Origin of the sequence: Candidatus Atelocyanobacterium thalassa isolate ALOHA, assembly GCF_000025125.1 — a bacterium.
GTDB lineage: Bacteria > Cyanobacteriota > Cyanobacteriia > Cyanobacteriales > Microcystaceae > Atelocyanobacterium > Atelocyanobacterium thalassae.
Map to the genome: position 1 here is coordinate 1,269,194 of NC_013771.1, position 17,942 is coordinate 1,287,135.

16 protein-coding genes and 1 tRNA gene are annotated in these 17,942 nt (G+C 29.8%); 6 read left to right on the forward strand and 11 right to left on the reverse strand.

Features of this window, described 5'->3' with window-relative positions:
* Positions 1-75 precede the first annotated feature (75 nt).
* The 3 genes from truB to UCYN_RS05305 all read left to right on the forward strand — a co-directional run bounded on the left by truB (position 76) and on the right by UCYN_RS05305 (position 3,074).
* Positions 76-975: a tRNA pseudouridine(55) synthase TruB gene (truB, locus tag UCYN_RS05295; protein ID WP_012954484.1), complete on the forward strand. Its 900-nt coding sequence runs from the start codon at positions 76-78 to the stop codon at positions 973-975.
* 259 nt (positions 976-1,234) lie between these two features.
* Positions 1,235-2,437: an alanine racemase gene (gene alr / locus UCYN_RS05300; protein WP_012954485.1), complete on the forward strand. Its 1,203-nt coding sequence runs from the start codon at positions 1,235-1,237 to the stop codon at positions 2,435-2,437.
* Between the two features lie 115 nt (positions 2,438-2,552).
* Positions 2,553-3,074 carry a methylmalonic aciduria and homocystinuria type D protein gene (locus tag UCYN_RS05305; RefSeq protein WP_012954486.1) on the forward strand — a complete coding sequence of 174 codons (522 nt, stop codon included), beginning with the start codon at positions 2,553-2,555 and terminating at the stop codon, positions 3,072-3,074.
* Positions 3,075-3,235: 161 nt separating this feature from the next.
* Here the strand turns inward: UCYN_RS05305 and rpsF are convergent, their stop codons facing one another.
* From rpsF to UCYN_RS05320, 3 genes are all read right to left on the reverse strand, one after another.
* Complete coding sequence (gene rpsF, locus UCYN_RS05310; RefSeq protein ID WP_012954487.1) at positions 3,236-3,661, reverse strand: 30S ribosomal protein S6; 426 nt, start codon at positions 3,659-3,661, stop codon at positions 3,236-3,238.
* Positions 3,662-4,216: 555 nt separating this feature from the next.
* Complete coding sequence (locus tag UCYN_RS05315) at positions 4,217-4,723, reverse strand: Tic20 family protein (RefSeq protein WP_012954488.1); 507 nt, start codon at positions 4,721-4,723, stop codon at positions 4,217-4,219.
* Between the two features lie 143 nt (positions 4,724-4,866).
* Entirely contained in the window at positions 4,867-5,406 is a 540-nt protein-coding gene (locus UCYN_RS05320) for a GIY-YIG nuclease family protein (protein ID WP_012954489.1), read from the reverse strand.
* 374 nt (positions 5,407-5,780) lie between these two features.
* Here UCYN_RS05320 and UCYN_RS05325 point away from each other — a divergent pair.
* Positions 5,781-5,865: transfer RNA gene (locus tag UCYN_RS05325), tRNA-Ser, on the forward strand.
* Between the two features lie 134 nt (positions 5,866-5,999).
* Here the strand turns inward: UCYN_RS05325 and lepB are convergent.
* From lepB to lysS, 6 genes are all read right to left on the reverse strand, one after another.
* Complete coding sequence (gene lepB / locus UCYN_RS05330) at positions 6,000-6,581, reverse strand: signal peptidase I (protein WP_012954490.1); 582 nt, start codon at positions 6,579-6,581, stop codon at positions 6,000-6,002.
* Between the two features lie 485 nt (positions 6,582-7,066).
* Positions 7,067-8,281, reverse strand: a complete 1,215-nt coding sequence (locus tag UCYN_RS05335) for a tetratricopeptide repeat protein (protein WP_012954491.1) — start codon at positions 8,279-8,281, stop codon at positions 7,067-7,069.
* A gap of 204 nt (positions 8,282-8,485) precedes the next feature.
* On the reverse strand, positions 8,486-9,346 hold the full coding sequence (locus UCYN_RS05340; protein ID WP_012954492.1) for a DnaJ C-terminal domain-containing protein: 861 nt from the start codon (positions 9,344-9,346) through the stop codon (positions 8,486-8,488).
* Between the two features lie 59 nt (positions 9,347-9,405).
* Positions 9,406-11,544, reverse strand: a complete 2,139-nt coding sequence (gene dnaK / locus UCYN_RS05345; protein ID WP_012954493.1) for a molecular chaperone DnaK — start codon at positions 11,542-11,544, stop codon at positions 9,406-9,408.
* 541 nt (positions 11,545-12,085) lie between these two features.
* On the reverse strand, positions 12,086-12,328 hold the full coding sequence (locus UCYN_RS05350; protein WP_040055239.1) for a NifU family protein: 243 nt from the start codon (positions 12,326-12,328) through the stop codon (positions 12,086-12,088).
* Between the two features lie 322 nt (positions 12,329-12,650).
* Entirely contained in the window at positions 12,651-14,195 is a 1,545-nt protein-coding gene (gene lysS / locus UCYN_RS05355) for a lysine--tRNA ligase (protein WP_012954495.1), read from the reverse strand.
* Positions 14,196-14,619: 424 nt separating this feature from the next.
* Here lysS and UCYN_RS05360 point away from each other — a divergent pair, with 424 nt between their 5' ends.
* Together UCYN_RS05360 and UCYN_RS05365 are read left to right on the forward strand one after the other, a co-directional pair.
* A complete protein-coding gene (locus UCYN_RS05360; protein ID WP_012954496.1) occupies positions 14,620-15,984 on the forward strand; it encodes a TrkH family potassium uptake protein in 1,365 nt (454 codons plus the stop codon).
* Positions 15,985-16,041: 57 nt separating this feature from the next.
* Positions 16,042-16,734, forward strand: coding sequence for a potassium channel family protein (locus UCYN_RS05365; protein ID WP_012954497.1), 693 nt, complete (start codon positions 16,042-16,044; stop codon positions 16,732-16,734).
* A 1-nt stretch (position 16,735) separates the two neighbouring features.
* Here UCYN_RS05365 and UCYN_RS05370 read toward each other — a convergent pair whose 3' ends face one another.
* Both UCYN_RS05370 and dut read right to left on the reverse strand, forming a co-directional pair.
* Entirely contained in the window at positions 16,736-17,290 is a 555-nt protein-coding gene (locus tag UCYN_RS05370; RefSeq protein ID WP_012954498.1) for a deoxycytidylate deaminase, read from the reverse strand.
* 31 nt (positions 17,291-17,321) lie between these two features.
* Positions 17,322-17,753, reverse strand: coding sequence for a dUTP diphosphatase (gene dut / locus UCYN_RS05375; protein ID WP_012954499.1), 432 nt, complete (start codon positions 17,751-17,753; stop codon positions 17,322-17,324).
* Between the last annotated feature and the right edge of the window lie 189 nt (positions 17,754-17,942).

The following is a 17,942-nucleotide window of genomic DNA, read 5'->3' on the forward strand; positions in this document are numbered from 1 at the left end:
TGTTGTAGTCTTAAAATTCAGTTAGATCTTATTTTTCTTCTAAATTAAATATGACGCTGTTACAAAGAACAACTTATGCTAGGATTTGTCGGTTTAAATAAACCATCAGGGTTAACATCCCATGACTGTATTAGTAGGTTAAGAAAATTATTTAAGTTTAAAAAAATAGGTCATGGAGGTACTTTAGATCCTTCAGCTACAGGTGTCCTACCTATAGCTATAGGTAAAGCAACACGCTTGATACCTTTTTTACCAAAAAATAAAGCTTACAAAGCTACCATAATTTTTGGCTTGAAAACTCGAACAGATGACTTGGAAGGGGAAATTATTAGAGTAAAATCTGGGATTGGTCTCACCTTAGAAGATGTCAAAAGTTTATTAAACAACTTTATAGGAAATATTGAACAGATTCCACCTTTGTATAGTGCCATTCAAAAGAATGGGAAACGTTTATATTTTTCTGCTAGAGAGGGGGAAAAGGTAGATATTCCATCAAGAACAGTTAGAATCGACACTATCAAAATACTAGACTGGCATCCTGGTGAGTTTCCAGAATTAACAATTAATATTCAATGTGGCTCAGGAACTTATATTAGATCCTTAGCTAGAGATTTGGGCGAAAAGTTAGGTATTGGTGGGACTTTAGCTAAGCTTGTCAGAACAAAAAGTTGTGGAATTATATTGCCAGATACATCAACTCTAGAAAGAATAAGTAAACAGTTCAAATACAATGAATTTACTTTAATTAAACCAGAATATTTATTAAAAGAACTTCCTTCCTTGAAATTATCTTCAAAAGAAAGTATGTGTTGGTGTCAAGGACAAAAAATATTGATTAATATTCCAAAATTAGAGTTATTTTCTAAATTTATCCGAGTCAAGAACGAAGAAGAATTTTTAGGAATAGGTTGTTACGTATCTGATGGCAAGGATGACTTTCTTAAACCTAAAGTTGTTATCAAAGAAATTCTTTAGTGTAGATTTTAATAAAGTGCAACCATAATATCTACTTAAATAAAAAAGTTATTCAATAGATTGTGTATGCAACTGTAATTTTTTGATAAAAGTTGTTTATCTTATTTTTACAAAAGTAAACAAGGCTGGATAAACTAACTTATTGAGTAGTTTTATATAGAATTATATATTTTTATAATATTCACTATACTTATTAAATATATATACTGATGATTTATTTTGATTAATAAATGTACAAAAATGGAGAGTAGTTAATAAAGTGCCATATCAAGAATTGACTCAGAAAATTGTAACTCCAGATATTTACAGTTCTTATTTTTCTAAAATTACTTGTCAGAGAGCATGGATGCAAATAGATCTTGATGCTTTAACTTATAATGTAACTCAAATTAAAAATTTACTATCTACTGGAACTGCATTAATGGCAGTTGTAAAAGCAGATGGTTATGGTCACGGAGGTGTTACTGTTGCTAAGACAGTACTTAAAGCTGGGGCAAATGCTTTGGCAGTAGCCACATTAATGGAAGGAATAGAATTGCGTGAAGCAGGAGTTAATTCACCAATACTAGTATTAGGCGTAACAAATACACCTGAGGAAGTAGTGGCAAACATACACTGGAATTTGGAAGCTACAATCTGCTGTTTAGAGCAAGCTTTTATGATTTCCAGAACTTTATCTCAATATAAAAAACAATTATCTGTCCATCTTAAATTAGATACAGGAATGTCTCGCTTAGGAACTCCTTGGTATCAAGGAACTAGATTAATTAAATTAGTACATAAGTTGCCATATTTGAAGCTATCAGGTATTTATTCTCATCTTTCTGCATCTGATGATCCGGATAAAGAAAGCATAGAATTACAGCATCAGCGTTTTGAAACAGTAGTTTCTGATCTGAAAAACCAGAATAAATTTTGCCTACATTTTGCTAATTCTGCAGCTACAATTAATTATCCTCAGTTACACTATAATCTTGTGAGAGTAGGATTAGCTCTGTACGGAATCTATCCATCTCCTCATTTGCGTTCTCAAGTTTCCTTAAAGCCTATATTGCAGGTTAAAGCAAAAATTACTCAAATTAAAACTATCTCTCAAGGCACGAAAGTTAGTTATGGCAACCAATTTACTAGTAAACATTCCATGATAATTGCAATAGTTAGTATTGGCTATGCTGATGGTGTTCCTCGAAATTTATCCAATCGACTTCAAGTATTGATTCATGGCCAAAGGGCTCATCAGATTGGGGCTATTACTATGGATCAATTAATACTAGATGTAAGTCATGTAAAAGATATAAAAGTTGGGGATATAGTAACATTAATTGGTAAGGATGGAGAGCAAGAAATTACAGCAAATGACTGGGCTTTAGAGTTGGGGACTATCTCCTGGGAAATTCTTTGTGGTTTTAAGCGTCGACTACCTAGGGTTAATATTCAAAATATTCCTAATAAAAATAAATAATTATAAAGTTGATAATATTAAAATTAGTTTTGTTGTTTTATTCATTTATTGTTAGAAATCTTTCAAAAAGTAAAAAGGTATTAGTAATATTTACAAGTAATAGTTATTGTAAAAAATGTCAACATTACGTTCTATAGTAATAAATCAAGAAAAAACTGACGATATTTATGAAATATATCTTTTAGAACCTACAAGATATATTTTAAATAATTATTCTCAGTTATTTGCTAGTTGGGGTAAATCTCCTCATTCATTAATAATAGTTTTATTATATTCTACAATACCTTTGAATAATAACTGTGCGCGAGTTAGGAGAGAAAAAAATAGATTAAAAGAAAATTTCTTAAGACTAGGAAAAACTATCCAATTAACTTTACAGAAGAAGCAATACTTGGTTGAAATTATAGATCCTCAAGATGGAAAACCACTCAACTCAACTTCTGATCAGATTTTTTTAGATAGTGTAGCAGTTGTTCATAAGTCATTGATGATGCACTATATATCTTTCGGAAAATGTAAGCTACTACACCATCCATTCCAAAAAACAAGTATTTATCCAGGCTTAATGATAACAAATGCTAAAACTGAAAGAATTAGAGATTTGATAACAGCAAAAATCGTTTCAGATTCAAAATAAAATAAGTTACTTATACTTAGCTACTATTACTAATAATGAAAACACCTTATTAAAAATTAAGGTTTTGTTATGTTTCTAAGAATATATTTCTTTATAAAAAATTACACTACCTGAAAGCAATAAAGTATAAATGATTTCAGAATAGTGTAAAAAGTAATAGATTAATCTTCAGAAGCTATAGGTTCTACTGTTTTTGCTTCAGAAGTTTTAGGATTATTATTGTCTAGTTCTTCTGATTTTTTTACTATCTCAGGGTTGATCTCATTATTATCAAGCTCAGAAGTTTGTTCAATTAAGTCTTCTTCTACTTTAATCGTAAGATAGCGTAATACGTCTTCCTCTAAACGCATTATTCTTTCTAAAGGTTCAATCTGCGTACCATCTGCTTGATAATTAAATTGAACATATATACCATCAAGCTTTTTTTGAATAGGATAAGCAAGACGGCGTTTGCCCCAGACATTTACCTTAATATCTATAGCATTATTTTTGATTAAGAAATCTTGATATTTAGTTACAGCTTGATTTGCCTGTTCCTCAGATAAATCAGGTCGTAAAATGTAAATCATTTCATAGTGTTGGCTCATTACTTTAAACTCCTTTTGGGCATACTGGCTTCTAACTTGGTCATATTTTCTGATTGAGAAGCAAGGATTTTTGAAAACTAACTAATATAGAGCAATAAAATTTTACTTTTAATAGAAATCTTTCAATACTATACATTACCACTGTATATAACTATCTTGCAAAAGATAAATCAGATATAGCTAATTTAACTGATTATTAATGTTTATGCCAATAATTTAAAATTACTTAAAAGTCAATTAGCTTCAATTAAAGCTTTTTTAGCTTAGTTGAATAGTCTTAAGCACTAATATTTAAAAAAAATATTTAAATCTAACATCTATAAAAAGTCTATATTTTTTATACTAGAAATTACTTTAACTAAAATTTTGACATACATATAAAAAAATAATTAACTATCTTGGAACTACTTAAATTTATTAGATATTTATTTCCTAGTTATATCTTTATTTTCTTAAAGATTTATTAATTAAAGCTTTAAGAAAAATAGATAATATAACTAGGAAAGTGACCTAAAAAGCTTAATAAGATTTCTTAAGCTAACAATTTAAAGTTAATTAACGAATACGGGAATATGCAGCTTCAGAAATAGTAGGAATTTCTGCATATCGGCCTAATGTACTTTGGAACATAGAATAATAAGAAGCAATAAGACCGCCTAGAAAGATAAGACTGTAAAAAGTTTCTATCAACAATCCACTGTGTCCTAAAGCAGGTATTAAAACATATTGCATTACGATTCTTGCTAAAGCTAATGAAATTGATATGAGAATAGATTGCATTGTGTTGTAACGAATAAAATGACTAATTTTTTCGTTTCTGACAACTGCTGCAAAAAGTATAATAAATACTGCGAAGCTAGCAAAGCTACCCAGAGGTCCCAATAAAGATGCGATAAGTCCATAGCTTAATTCTATTGGTAAAGCAGGGAAGCAGAAAAAGCCAAAGGCAGGAAACTGTTGTAAAAGAAAGCTTCCAAAAAATAAAGTATCATAAATAGCAAAACAATAAACTATGATTCCAAAAATGCGATCTGGTATACTTACTGATCCACGCCACGTCATTGTTAATACTCCTTTATTACAGAAAAGATTAAACAACACTAATGTACAACATTTATTAAAAATAATATTATCTAGTTTTAATCTATATAAATTTACCTACAAGTTTTTTTAGAATAATGATTAGTATTGTAGAATTTATAAATTTACTTTAGATCCAATAAACCTTTTTCTTTCAATTTAGGATTAAATCGGATTTCAACATTACTTCCACGATCTGAAAGTGATTTTTCAATATTGTTTTGTACTTGTCTAGCAATTGTTTTTAAGAGTTTTATTTGAGATATTTCATTACCATTAGCATAGTCTTTTTTATCTTCTTCTGTCATTTGTATTTTTGCATCAATAGGTTGAGTCCACAATGCCTGATGTTCTAAACTCTCAAGAATAGAATTTTTATACTGGCTGATCCAGTCTTTCTTAATTTGTTCTAGGATACTACGGTTAGGATTATCTATTGTTTCAAATTTAAGCCAATAACAATTATTCGGTTGACGAACTAAATGTTGTTTTAAGCTTAAATAAATATCGCGAGAATAGCCTATAAACTGAATGTGCTTGTTTTTATTAAAAATTGCATAAACTCCTATCTTTTTGTGTAATTTTTCGTTTATCAATCCGTCATTATCTAAATATGGAAAAAAATTCAATGACTGTAAATCTGATGTTATGTTCTTGATAGTCATAATTTTGGGAGATAAAATTATAGTTAGTAAATAATATTTTTGTTCATATATACTATTCAGGTGAAAGACTGAATATTTTCAAATATATAATAACTCATACAAGTATGATTCTAAAAATTACACTTATGTAACAAAGATAATTAGACATTTAGCAAATTTAAATTATTTAAATGTTTTTTGTAATCTTAAAGTTATGATTGTTTGAATTTAATAGTTAACTAATATTTTATTAAAATTATCAATTTAAACTTTGAAGTACATTTCAATATATTCTGAATATTATCTAGCAATTATCGTATGCTATTAATTTCAACTTTTTGGACAAACAATTACTTAGTTTAACCTCTGTTATAATAGTATGCGTTCATTATTTTGGAGAGGTGGCAGAGTGGTTGAATGCGGTAGTCTCGAAAACTATTTTGTCGCAAGGCAACGAGGGTTCGAATCCCTCTCTCTCCGTCATAAATATCAAATATTTAAAATATTATTTGTTATTATATGTAATTCTTATTAATTAGAGAATTATTGACTGCTTTCAAGAAACAAGAAAGTTTAATGGCTTATGACATAAATTAAATTTGTACTAAATATTATTATTTTAAGTAAGCTGGCTGTTTGTACAAAGAGCCTAATCTGTCAAAAGGCCAAAAACGAACGAAGGCTTTACCGATAATCTTTTTTTTAGGTACAAAGCCCCAATAATGGGAATCATAACTATTATTTCTATTATCTCCAAGAACAAGATATTCATCTTCTGGTATTCTGCTAGGTCCATAATTATAATCAGGAGCTTCAAAAATATATTCTTCAGATATTTTCTTTCCGTTTACATATACTTTTCCTGTTTTTACTTCAACTATTTCTCCAGGAAGTCCTATAATTCTTTTAATAAATGCATCTTTAAAGTTTTCTGCTTTAAGTGACTCTGTTGGATTAAAAACTATTACATCTCCTCGAATTGGTTCTCGAAAGAGATAACTTAACTTTTCAATAATTAAACGATCATTAACTTCTAAAGTTGGCCTCATAGAAGAAGAAGGAATATAACGTGCTTCAGCAATAAATGTTCGAATACCTAAAGAGAGAACAGCTGCAGTGACAATAGTTTGTATTAATTCGATCCAAGGATTATTTTTAGAAAACTGAGAACCTTTATTCTTTGAACTTTGAGTCATATTAAGGATATGTTATTTAATTAAAAATTAATATTCTAAAACTTTGTTTAACAGAAAAATATCTAATTTTTAAGTCTACTATTCAAAAGAAAACTTAGTTTCTTAATTTAATAGAGAAATGCTTTAATAGCCTTATTGTTTCTATCTATCAAGTTCTTTTTTTTATAACAAATCTTTGATAAATCAGGCATTAATCAAGAACAGCAAAATTCGTATTAGATATTATTGTTAATATAATATTTGATACGACGCTTCTGATTTAACTTTGTTGCCTTAAATTAATAACTTTAATATTTCTTCTTACAAAGATTAAACTAAAAGATTTCACTTTTCAAAATTTGTACCAAATTATCACAACTATAATTTCAAGTCAAAAGAAATTAGATAGAATAATGTATTAACAATACTTTACTTACTATTACTAATAAGACGGGCTATACTAATGTTTTAAAATGAAAATATCTATGCAATAAAAATAATATAATTTATTTTTTTATTTCTTGATTAATTGTTTTAATTTTCATTAAAAAATATTCTTGATCATAATTTAGAGAACGAGCTAAGATCAATCCTTCCTTAAAAGCAGATAAGGCAAGATCATATTGAAATTTCTCCATATAAATTTCTCCTACTATGCCATATGTTTTCATTAATCCATAATAGTTATAAGATATTTTTTCAATTTGGAGTAACTTTTGATAAATTTGTAAAGCATAATCAACTTGTTTATAATTTTCGTAAAGAGATGATAGTTTTGTTAATGCTTCTTCTGCAACTCTAAATAACTTTAACTTCCAAGCTAAAGTATAAGCTTCTTGATAATTTTTACTTGCTATTTCTGGTTGGTCTAAAAGTTGATAATCTTGACCTATATCAACTTTAAGTGAAGGGATAAAGTGTATTTTTTGAGTTAAAAAATAGCTTTTTACTAATTTTTCTTTAATGTTTACAGAGTTATTAGTTTGTAGAGATGCATTATAAATGCTAGATAAGATTTGTAAATAAAACTGTTCTAAATAAGCGTTCTTTTTGATTTGTGCTCTGTATAATAATTTTTCATAAATTTTTGCAGCATTTGGAAAATCAAATTTAGCTAAATATAGTTTTCCTAGCCCTTGTAATGACTTCTCTGCAATCAGTGTAATTTGCTTTTTTTGAGCATATTTTAAAATCTTTTTATAAATTGTAATAGAATCGTCTAAGCTGTTAAGCTGAAAATATGCATCTGCTAAAGCTATTAAAAAATTTAAGCTCACGGAATTTTCTTGTTCAGAAATTTTATGCAAGTTTGAAATACGTTTACTAATAACTTGTACGTCTTCTTTCCTAGCTAATTCCCATGCAATTTTCCCTATCTCTCCCAACCTATTGAGTTCTTCAATTCTGCCTAAAACTCTTCTTAGTCTTAATTCTCTATACCAAATCGTAAAAGCGAGATCTACATCACCTGCACGCATTTCTCTCTGCGCTTTCTGATTTAACTGATTGAGATTTTCTCTTAATTGAGTCTTTTCTAAAATTGTTAAAGGACGAATAATATGCGGAATTAAAGAATCTTCTAGAGGTATTTCTAAAGGGTCTAAGACAGGCTCTGGTAAAGATAATGCCAAGTTATGCAAGAAAATATAATTATTGAGACCAATAAGAAAGGCTACACTTCCAAGAGAACGAATTTTATTTGTAGAAAAAAAATGAATCATAATAATTAATAAAAAATTTTTAATTAGAAATAATTTTAAAACTTTAGTTATATTTATAAATGTTAGTCTGTGCCTACTTTTTTATCCAAAAAAATAATGATTAATTTATATACTTTAAAGATATTTCTTCATGCAAAAACTTACTATCTCTTATTTCTCAAAGTATAAATTATAATATTTGTTAATAGGTATTACAGTTTTTATTTATGACTTATTTCGTCGTGGGTTAAATTTTTCTTTAGAACGAATCTGTTTGTATAAAAATAATTCTTCTTCACTAATTTCTGAAGGAATAGCTATGTTTATTTCTAAAAATTGATCTCCTCTTTGTCCCAATTCATCAAAATATCCTTTATTGGCTAGACGAAGTTTTTGTCCGGCTTGAATACCTTTAGGAACTGTTATTTTAACCATACCATCAATTGTAGGAACAGTAATCTCTTCTCCTAGTATTGCTTCACTTGGGGTCAATAAAATTTCGTAAATAATATCTATATTTTTTAACTTAAAAAAAGCATGGGGTGTTATTAATATTTCAAGGTATAAATCTCCTCCATTAAGTCCTTGATTTTTAAGTCTAATTTTTTGCCCACTAATCATTTTGGATGGCATATCTACTTCTATAGATCTACCATCCTCTAAGCGTATTCTTTCTCTTCCTCCACAATAAGCTTTCTCTAAAGAAATATTTAATTTAGCTTCAACATCTTGTGCATTATGCAAAGAGCTGACAGTCTTCGCTTTTTTATTAGCATCAGAATTAAAATTTATATTTTTAAATTTTGAAAAATTTCTTTTTTGTTCGTTATTTTGAGAATGAAACGAAAAAGAATCATATCTTTTTTTGTTAAATTTTAAACGATTATAATCTGCTCTTTTAGTTTCATCTGATAAAATATTATAAGCTTCATTAATACTTTTAAATTTTTCTTCTGATGTTTTATTCCCTGGATTAACATCAGGATGATATTTTCGAGCAAGTTTACGAAAAGATGCTTTAATTTCTTCTGCAGTAGCATTTTTCGTAACTTCTAAGATTGTGTAATAGTCATGAATTTGTTGCATATATACAATGTTAAAAAGAATTTAGAATGGTTAGAATTAAAATTGATTTGCTCTAAAACTTAAAACCAATCTTCTTCTTCTTCATCCCATTGATTTTCGTTTGGTATTTGACGAAAACGGTTACGATTTTGGTAAGATTCGTATTGATCTCGAGAATATCTCAAATCCTTTTGAGGGAAAGAATGGTTGTCACTATTTTGTTTAATCATATTATATTCGTCATATTGATCATTGTAACGTTCATATTCAGAAGATTCATAATCTTTCCGCTTTTGGTAATAAGTGGAATTATAATCAGAATCATAAGGAATATATGAATCAGTTTCGGAATCATTCGCAAAAGTTCTTTTAATAGATTCTAATATACCTTCATCCTCTTCCTCATATTGTAAACGTACTTCTCTATTTAGTTCATGCAATAAATCCTCTAAATTATCTTTTGCTTTATCTAAAGATCTTTCATCATCATTATTTAAACTCTCAATAATCTCACGATTTAAAACTTCAATTTGACGACGATAGCTACTAGTAAATTGAGCTCCAAAATCGAGTGTAATATCTTTTATTCTTCTTAAGGCTTGATCTGTTAGAGCTTTAGCATTATTACGTTTTTCTATACGCTCCCGCCGCTGCCGATCTTTCTCCGCAAATATAGAAGCTTCTTGAACCATCCGATCAATATCTTTTTCACTAATAGTAGAGGTTCCTTGGATAAGGACACTTTGTTCTCGCCCTGTTGCTTTATCCCTTGCAGTAACTTGTAATATTCCATTTGCGTCAATATCAAAAGCAACTTGTACTTGAGGAAGTCCTCTTGGAGCAGGAGAAATTCCCGTAAGTTTAAAACGTCCTAAAGATTTATTATCAACAGTCATTTCACGTTCTCCTTGAACAACATGAATTTCTACTATGGTTTGATTATTTTCTCCTGTCGAAAAAATATCAGAGCGACGTACTGGGATAGTTGTATTACGAGGTATAAGTTTTTTCGTAACACCTCCTATCGTTTCTAAACCTAAGGAAAGAGGAGTTACATCTAATAATAATATTTCTTTAACTTCACCAGCTAAAATACCTGACTGAATAGCAGCTCCAACTGCTACAACTTCATCAGGATTAACATTTTCATTAGGTTCTTTATCAATTAAACTACGTACCAAAGACTTAATCATCGGCATCCTAGTCCCTCCACCTACGAGTACCACCTCATCAATCTGAACAGGAGTTAATTTTGCATCATTCATAACTCTTTTGAGAGGACGTTGTAAGCGACTTACTAAGTCTGAACAAAGATCTTCAAACTGAGGACGTGTTAATTTTTTCTCTATATGTTGCGGACCATTTTCTGTAGCGGTAATAAAAGGAAGATTTATATCAGTTACACTTACTCCGGAAAGCTCTATTTTAGCTTTCTCTGCGGCCTCAGTAAGGCGTTGTAAGGCTTGTCTATTTTTCCTTAGATCTATACCTTCATCCTTTAAAAATTGCTCAGCTAGCCAATCAACAATGCGTTTGTCAAAATCACTCCCTCCTAACTGAGTATCACCACTAGTGGATTTAACCTCAAATACTCCATCCCCAACTTCTAAGACGGAAACATCAAAGGTGCCTCCTCCTAAATCAAAAACCAAAATTTTTTGAGATGTTTTTTGATCTAATCCGTAGGCTAAAGAGGCTGCAGTCGGTTCATTGATTATTCTTAGTACTTCTAATCCTGCTATCTTCCCTGCATCTCTGGTAGCTTGTCTCTGAGAATCATTAAAATATGCAGGAACTGTAATTACCGCACTTGTAACAGGTTCTCCTAAATAACGTTCTGCCTCTTCAGCTAGCTTTCTCAAAATAAATCCTGATATTTCTTCAGGAGCAAAATCTTTGTTTAAACGAGGGCATGCTAGCTTAATATTACCATTATCATTTCGACGAATAGTATAAGGAACTTGTTTTGATTCATTAGTTAACTCATTATATTTACGTCCTATAAATCTTTTAACACTATGGTATGTATTTTGAGGATTAAGAACAGCCTGCCTTCGTGCCATTTGTCCTATTACCAACTCCCCATCTTTACTAAAGCCCACCATAGAAGGAGTAGTACGCATTCCTTCGGAATTAGCGATAACCACTGGCTTACCGCCTTCCATAACTGCGACTACAGAATTTGTTGTTCCCAGATCAATGCTAACTACTTTACCCATATATTTTTTCTCCAACTACTCCGTTTTAAATATGAGTGTTATTTATTCGGAAACTTAATTTTAATATATATTTCATTAATGATGATGATATTGTATCTAATTATATAAAGTTATTATGATCAAATATGTTAAGGATAAATAATACACCAGTAAGTTAAAGAATTAACCTAATAAGTAGTTTTTCTAGTTGAGAACTTACAATTTTAGCAAATAAACAATTATATATATGCAAAAGATTAGACTATTTTTTGAAATTTAAATAATAACTAGTTACTATTTAAATTATCAAGAACACAAAGAATATTTATATTTTACTGATTTTACAAGTGATTATTTTAGCTAATAAAGTTAAATGTTAATTTCTATTGATGAAAACAAATATACACGATTAGGTCTTATTTTAGTATATTGTCCTATCCAAGCATTAGTAAAACTAGAATTTAAAACGTAGTAATAGAAAGTACCGGAAGTCTATCACTACGTTTATTAGTAAAAGAAAAAATACTTAATAATATATAGCTTTTTTCTAAATCTTTAAACTTTAAAATGCTTGTTCAACTTCTGAAACTTCAGGAATCATTTCTTTTAAACGTCTTTCAATTCCCATTTTAAGAGTCATGGTAGAACTAGGGCAGGAGCCACATGCTCCCTGTAGACGTAATTTCACGATTGCTCCATCTATTTCGACAAGCTCTACATTACCTCCATCTGCTATTAAGTATGGACGTAATTCATCTAAAACTTGTTCGACATTAGTTGGTGTTAAAGCCATTACTTCCGACATATTTACCTCGATTGTATTGAACTAAGACTGGGGAAATTAAGAAATTTATTTTTTCTTACCCAATGAATAAAAACTGTAGAAGACTTTTACTTAATAATAATGCTAGTTTAACTCATGATTGTAAAAACTGTATCTTAAGTTAATTTCTATTCTGTAGCTTCTTTGTACAGACATATTAGATACGTCTGTAATTATAGTATTTAATGAATACTTTAATTAGGTACAAAAAACAGAACTTATAAGATTTAATAATGATAATTTAAATAAGACATATACTAACTTTATTGGATAGCCAACATATATCAATTGGTCAAGTTACTACCTAGCTTTCTACATTTTGGTTTTTTAGTAATGGAAAAGCAATTACATCTCTTATACTTGCAGAATTTGTTAGTAGCATTATGAGTCGATCAATACCGATTCCCAATCCTCCAGTAGGAGGCATTCCATATTCTAAAGCTGTTAAAAAATCTTCATCTATATTGTGAGCTTCTAAGTCTCCTGCTGCTTTTTTAATAGCTTGTTTTTCTAGCCTTTCTCTTTGGTCAATAGGGTCGGTTAATTCAGAAAAACTATTTGCTAATTCTCGTCCCATGATATAAAGTTCAAATCTTTCAACCACATTTCCTTTTGTACGATGAGGTTTTGCTAATGGAGAAATTTCGACAGGAAAATCTAAAATAAATGTAGGTTGAATTATTGTCTCTTCTACAGTTTGCTCAAAAACTTCATTAAGTAACTTTCCTATAGTCCGACAGGCTTCCGGGATTTGTATTCCTAGCTTGTTGACTGCTATTTTGGCTTCTTCGAAAGTTTTAAAACTTTCGAAATCTAAATTATTTTTTTCTTTAACTATTTCATTCATAGTAATTTTTCGCCAAGGTTGCGAAAAATTAATTTTTTGTCCTTGACATTCAATAATTGTATCTTGACCTATATCATGAATAATCCTGGTGATAATTTTTTCTGTTAACTCCATCATGCCATAGTAATCTGAATATGCTTCGTAAATCTCAATGGAAGTAAATTCTGGATTATGTTTAGTTGAAATTCCTTCGTTACGAAAAATTCTACCTATCTCAAATACTTTTTCAAAGCCACCTACAATTAGTCTTTTTAGATGTAATTCTGTCGCAATCCTTAAATAGAGATCCATATTTAATGTATTGTGATGCGTTATAAAAGGTCTTGCATCTGCTCCGCCTGCTTCAGATTGCAAAACAGGTGTTTCTATCTCAAGAAATCCCCTCTCTTCTAAAAATTTACGAATAGAGGATATTACTTTTGAACGGCAACGAAAAGTCTCCCTTGTACTAGGGTTAACTATTAAGTCAATATATCTTTGGCGGTAACGTTTTTCTCTGTCAGTTAAACCATGCCATTTATCAGGAAGTGGTAATAATGATTTAGTTAAAATTTCATATGTTTTCACTTTAATAGAGAGTTCACCTTTTTCGGTCTTTTTTATACTCCCTGTAACTCCAATAATATCACCAGTATCTATGAGTTTTTTGAGATGATTAAAAGGGTTTTCTATATTACTCATATTATCTTGAATAATTTTTTTATCAAGATATAGCTGAATATTTCCTGTTTCATCTTGTAGAGTAAAAAAAGCAAGCTTTCCAAAAACTCTACGAGCCATAATTCTTCCAGCAAGTGAGACTTCTTTGTCTAGTTCTTCTCCTTCGCCTAAATCAACATAAGTTTTCTGTAGATGAGCAGCATTATGAGTAGATTTCCATTGATAAGCATAAGGAACTAAACCTAGCTTTTTTAGCTCTTCTACCTTTGCAAGGCGTGTAGCACGAATTTCTTGTAATCCGGAATTAAATTGAGCTTCTTGTTGCGATGAATTAAAGGACATTTGTAATATGAACTATATAGTATTTAGAGATTAAATAAAATTTGAAATTATTGATCAAACTATTATTATAGCGTCACAAATGCTTGGAATAAATATTTTATTAATTGCTCATTAAAATACTTCTATGTGTATTCTAAAAAATATTAAATTCCATAGGAACAAGGAATTTAGAGAAACAAAGTACTCATGTTATATTTATATTAGGTACTTTCAACGATCTTACACATTGAAATTTCTAACAGTATCAATAAGTTTTATATAGGCACTTTAACAATGCTTACATGATTTATTGAGGATCGAATATAAATACAATTAAGTCATGTTTTATGATATTAGTTAGTTAAATTAATATTTAAATAATAGTATTTTTTATATTTATGTTAATGTACGAGCAATTCAGTTCTATTAAGATTTTTTATTGCTGATGACGATTGCAAGGACGATTTGCTTAGGTTTTTTAGCAGTGATTTTAGTGGGTACATTATTATTAATGTTACCCTTTGCTACTAGTGACGGAAGTTGGAGCAACCCTTTAGTTGCTTTGTTTACATCTACCTCTGCCGTATGTGTAACAGGATTAGTTGTTGTTGATACAGGAAGTTATTTTTCTTTTTGGGGTCAGTTAATCATCCTTTTGCTAATTCAAGTAGGAGGATTGGGTTATATGACAACAACTACTTTCCTAATACTTGTCCTAGGTAGAAAGTTTGACCTTAGACAAAAATTTGCAATAAAGGAACCATTTGATAGTTCTCATCTATATGGTAGTAGCCAAAATATTATTATTTCAATTGTTGCAACAACTTTAATTTTCGAAATTCTTGGTATTTTATTAATGCTTAATGTATTTTCGGATAAATATGGAACCTTTCAAGGTTTATGGATAGCCACTTTTCATAGCATTAGTGCTTGGAATAATGCAGGATTTAGTTTATTTTCAGATAGTTTAATTAGTGTTGGTGACTCTTTTATAATCAATTTTGCAATTTCTATATTGATTATATTCGGAGGCATTGGTTATCAAGTCATTATTGAAATGTATATAGCAATTAGACATAAGCTTAAAAATAAACAAGAAAGGTTAGGATTTTCTTTAAATTTTAAAGTTGCAACAAGTACGACTATCGCCTTACTTGTTGCTGGAACTATTACATTTTTGATTACCGAATATAATAATCAAGCTACTTTAGGATTGTTGAATTTTCATAATAAATTATTAACAGCTTGGTTTCAGTCTGTTACAACAAGAACAGCGGGATTTAATAGTATTGATATTAAAAATATGACTTTTGCTGGTCTTTTCCTAACTATGGGACTTATGTTTGTAGGTGCAAGTTCTAATGGAACAGGAGGAGGCATTAAAACCACAACACTTTGTATCCTAACTAATTGTACACGCTCTGTCTTAAAAGGAAATCATGAAGTAGTAATGTTCCGCAGAGAAGTTCCTGTTTCTTTAATTTTAAAAGCAGTTGCTGTTGTATTTGGTTCAACAAATATGGTTGTTCTAATGACATTATTAATTTCGCTATCTGAGGCTAGCTTAAATCCTACTTTCTTTGACTCTGGGGTTAGTTCCTTACAAGTTTTGTTTGAGGTGATTTCTGCATTTGCAACTGTAGGACTTTCTACAGGTATTACAGCTAATTTATCTTCTTTATCACAACTTTTATTAATTCTCACAATGTATGTTGGAAGAGTGGGGATACTTGTTTTTATCGCAGCTATTTCCAAAAAATCTCAACCACGATTAATACAATATCCTGAAGAAACTTTATTAGTCGGATAAGTTGTAAATTTTATATTATTATAAATAGATATTTCTAAAAAAGGGTGAGGTATTAATTTGAAGTCCTTAAATTTTTTAAGTATTCTTCGTAGAGAGACCCGTCAATTTGCAGTTATTGGATTAGGACGCTTTGGGCGTTCAGTATGCAGAAACCTTCATAAATTAGGCTACGAAGTATTAGGAACAGACATAAAAGAATCTTTAGTGTCTCAAGTTTTAACTGAGAACATTGCTTCAAGTGCCATCAAACTAGATTCAACTAAGCCTAATGCTCTAAAAGAGGCAGGTATTTTTGAATTTGATACTGTTATTATTGCTATTGGAAATTATTTGGAAGAGAGTATTGTTACTGCTTTAAATATTAAAGAAGGAGGTGTGAAATACGTAATTGCCAAAGCCTCTTCTGATGTTCATGGCAAACTTTTGCAAAAAGTTGGGGCTGATTTAGTTGTATATCCCGAATATCAAGCTGGGTGTGACTTAGTTCATTTACTCACGCAAAATCCTAGAATCATAGAAAGATTCGAACTTGATCCTGATCATAGTATTGTAGAAACTCGTATTCCGCAAGAATTCCACGGAATAGCTATTGAAGAACTAAAACTTAGAAGCCGTTATGATATAAGCGTACTAGCTGTTGGTAATGATGATAAGTTTAAAATTAATCCTTCACCTCAGGAGAAATTAAATAAAAATTTATCAATGGTTGTTATTGGTTCTAACAAAGCTATTCAAAAACTACCTCTATAAATTAAGCATCAGTAAGAATGTTATTATTTTTAACTGATGTGGAGTTTAAAAGAAATAGAGATGCACGAGACATCGCTTCATGAGATAAATTCATTTTAGTTAAAGTTATCAAACCTTCCTGAATAAACATATCTCGTATCAAACTTTTATTAACTTTATTAAATTCCGTTTCATAAAAAACTTCTTTAATTCCGGCAGAAATTATTAGTTTCAAACAAGATATACAAGGTTCCAAGGTTACGTAAATAGTAGAGTTATTTGTAGAAATTCTATATTTTGCTGCTTGTGCAATAGCATTTGCCTCTGCATGAACAGCACGTGAAGGCAAATTGCTAGAAGAAATACAGCTTTCAAGTCCTGGATAACAAACACCCTGACTTATACAGTGACTAGAGTTGGCAGGAGGACCATTGTACCCAGTAGATAAAACACGCTTATCTTTTACAATAACGGCTCCTACTGGAAAGGCTAAACAAGTAGATCTTGTAGCAGCTAACTTAGCCATCATCATAAAATACTCGTTCCAAGTAGGTCTTTGACCTTTTATGTATGTCATAAAAATATTTATAAGAATTATTTAAAAAATATTAAACTCCTGTTGAGCCGAATCCATCTGTGCCTCTAATTGAAGAACTTAAGGAATCTACCTCTTCAATTTCAACACGTATGATAGGCATGATAACCATTTGAGCAATTCTCATTCCTGGTAAAACTTTGAAAGAGATTGAACCATGATTAATCAGAACTACTCCAATCTCTCCACGATATCCTTCATCAATAGTTCCTGGAGTATTTAAAACGGTAATTTGATGCTTTAAAGCTAAACCACTTCTTGGACGAATTTGTGCTTCTGTATTAGGAGGTAGTTCAATAGAGATACCAGTCTTAATTAGTTTACTTTCATAAGATTTAATTTCTACTTCTTCTATAGATATTAAATCCATTCCTGAATCTCCATAGTGCTCATATCGTGGAATAACCGCAGAGCTCTTTAGCTTTACTATTTTTAACTTATTCATGTGATTATTTATTAATATAAAAAAGCGAGTTAATTTAAACTTCTACTAAAAATAGCTATTAAAAATTAGTATATGTTGCAATTTTATTTTTAGAAAGATATGTACTTTATCTGTAAAAGCTCAACTATCTTAACAAAATTATATTTTGACATCAATATTTGTCAATGCCTATACAATGACTTAGAAAAA

Bases quoted from the DNA above. Each gene is read 5' to 3' on its own strand.
- truB (WP_012954484.1), top strand. From the start codon at position 76: ATGCTAGGATTTGTCGGTTTAAATAAACCATCAGGGTTAACATCCCAT.
- UCYN_RS05305 (WP_012954486.1), top strand. From the start codon at position 2,553: ATGTCAACATTACGTTCTATAGTAATAAATCAAGAAAAAACTGACGAT.
- rpsF (WP_012954487.1), bottom strand. From the start codon at position 3,661: ATGAGCCAACACTATGAAATGATTTACATTTTACGACCTGATTTATCT.
- UCYN_RS05315 (WP_012954488.1), bottom strand. From the start codon at position 4,723: ATGACGTGGCGTGGATCAGTAAGTATACCAGATCGCATTTTTGGAATC.
- UCYN_RS05320 (WP_012954489.1), bottom strand. From the start codon at position 5,406: ATGACTATCAAGAACATAACATCAGATTTACAGTCATTGAATTTTTTT.
- lepB (WP_012954490.1), bottom strand. From the start codon at position 6,581: ATGACTCAAAGTTCAAAGAATAAAGGTTCTCAGTTTTCTAAAAATAAT.
- UCYN_RS05335 (WP_012954491.1), bottom strand. From the start codon at position 8,281: ATGATTCATTTTTTTTCTACAAATAAAATTCGTTCTCTTGGAAGTGTA.
- UCYN_RS05340 (WP_012954492.1), bottom strand. From the start codon at position 9,346: ATGCAACAAATTCATGACTATTACACAATCTTAGAAGTTACGAAAAAT.
- dnaK (WP_012954493.1), bottom strand. From the start codon at position 11,544: ATGGGTAAAGTAGTTAGCATTGATCTGGGAACAACAAATTCTGTAGTC.
- UCYN_RS05350 (WP_040055239.1), bottom strand. From the start codon at position 12,328: ATGTCGGAAGTAATGGCTTTAACACCAACTAATGTCGAACAAGTTTTA.
- lysS (WP_012954495.1), bottom strand. From the start codon at position 14,195: ATGTCCTTTAATTCATCGCAACAAGAAGCTCAATTTAATTCCGGATTA.
- UCYN_RS05360 (WP_012954496.1), top strand. From the start codon at position 14,620: ATGACGATTGCAAGGACGATTTGCTTAGGTTTTTTAGCAGTGATTTTA.
- UCYN_RS05370 (WP_012954498.1), bottom strand. From the start codon at position 17,290: ATGACATACATAAAAGGTCAAAGACCTACTTGGAACGAGTATTTTATG.
- dut (WP_012954499.1), bottom strand. From the start codon at position 17,753: ATGAATAAGTTAAAAATAGTAAAGCTAAAGAGCTCTGCGGTTATTCCA.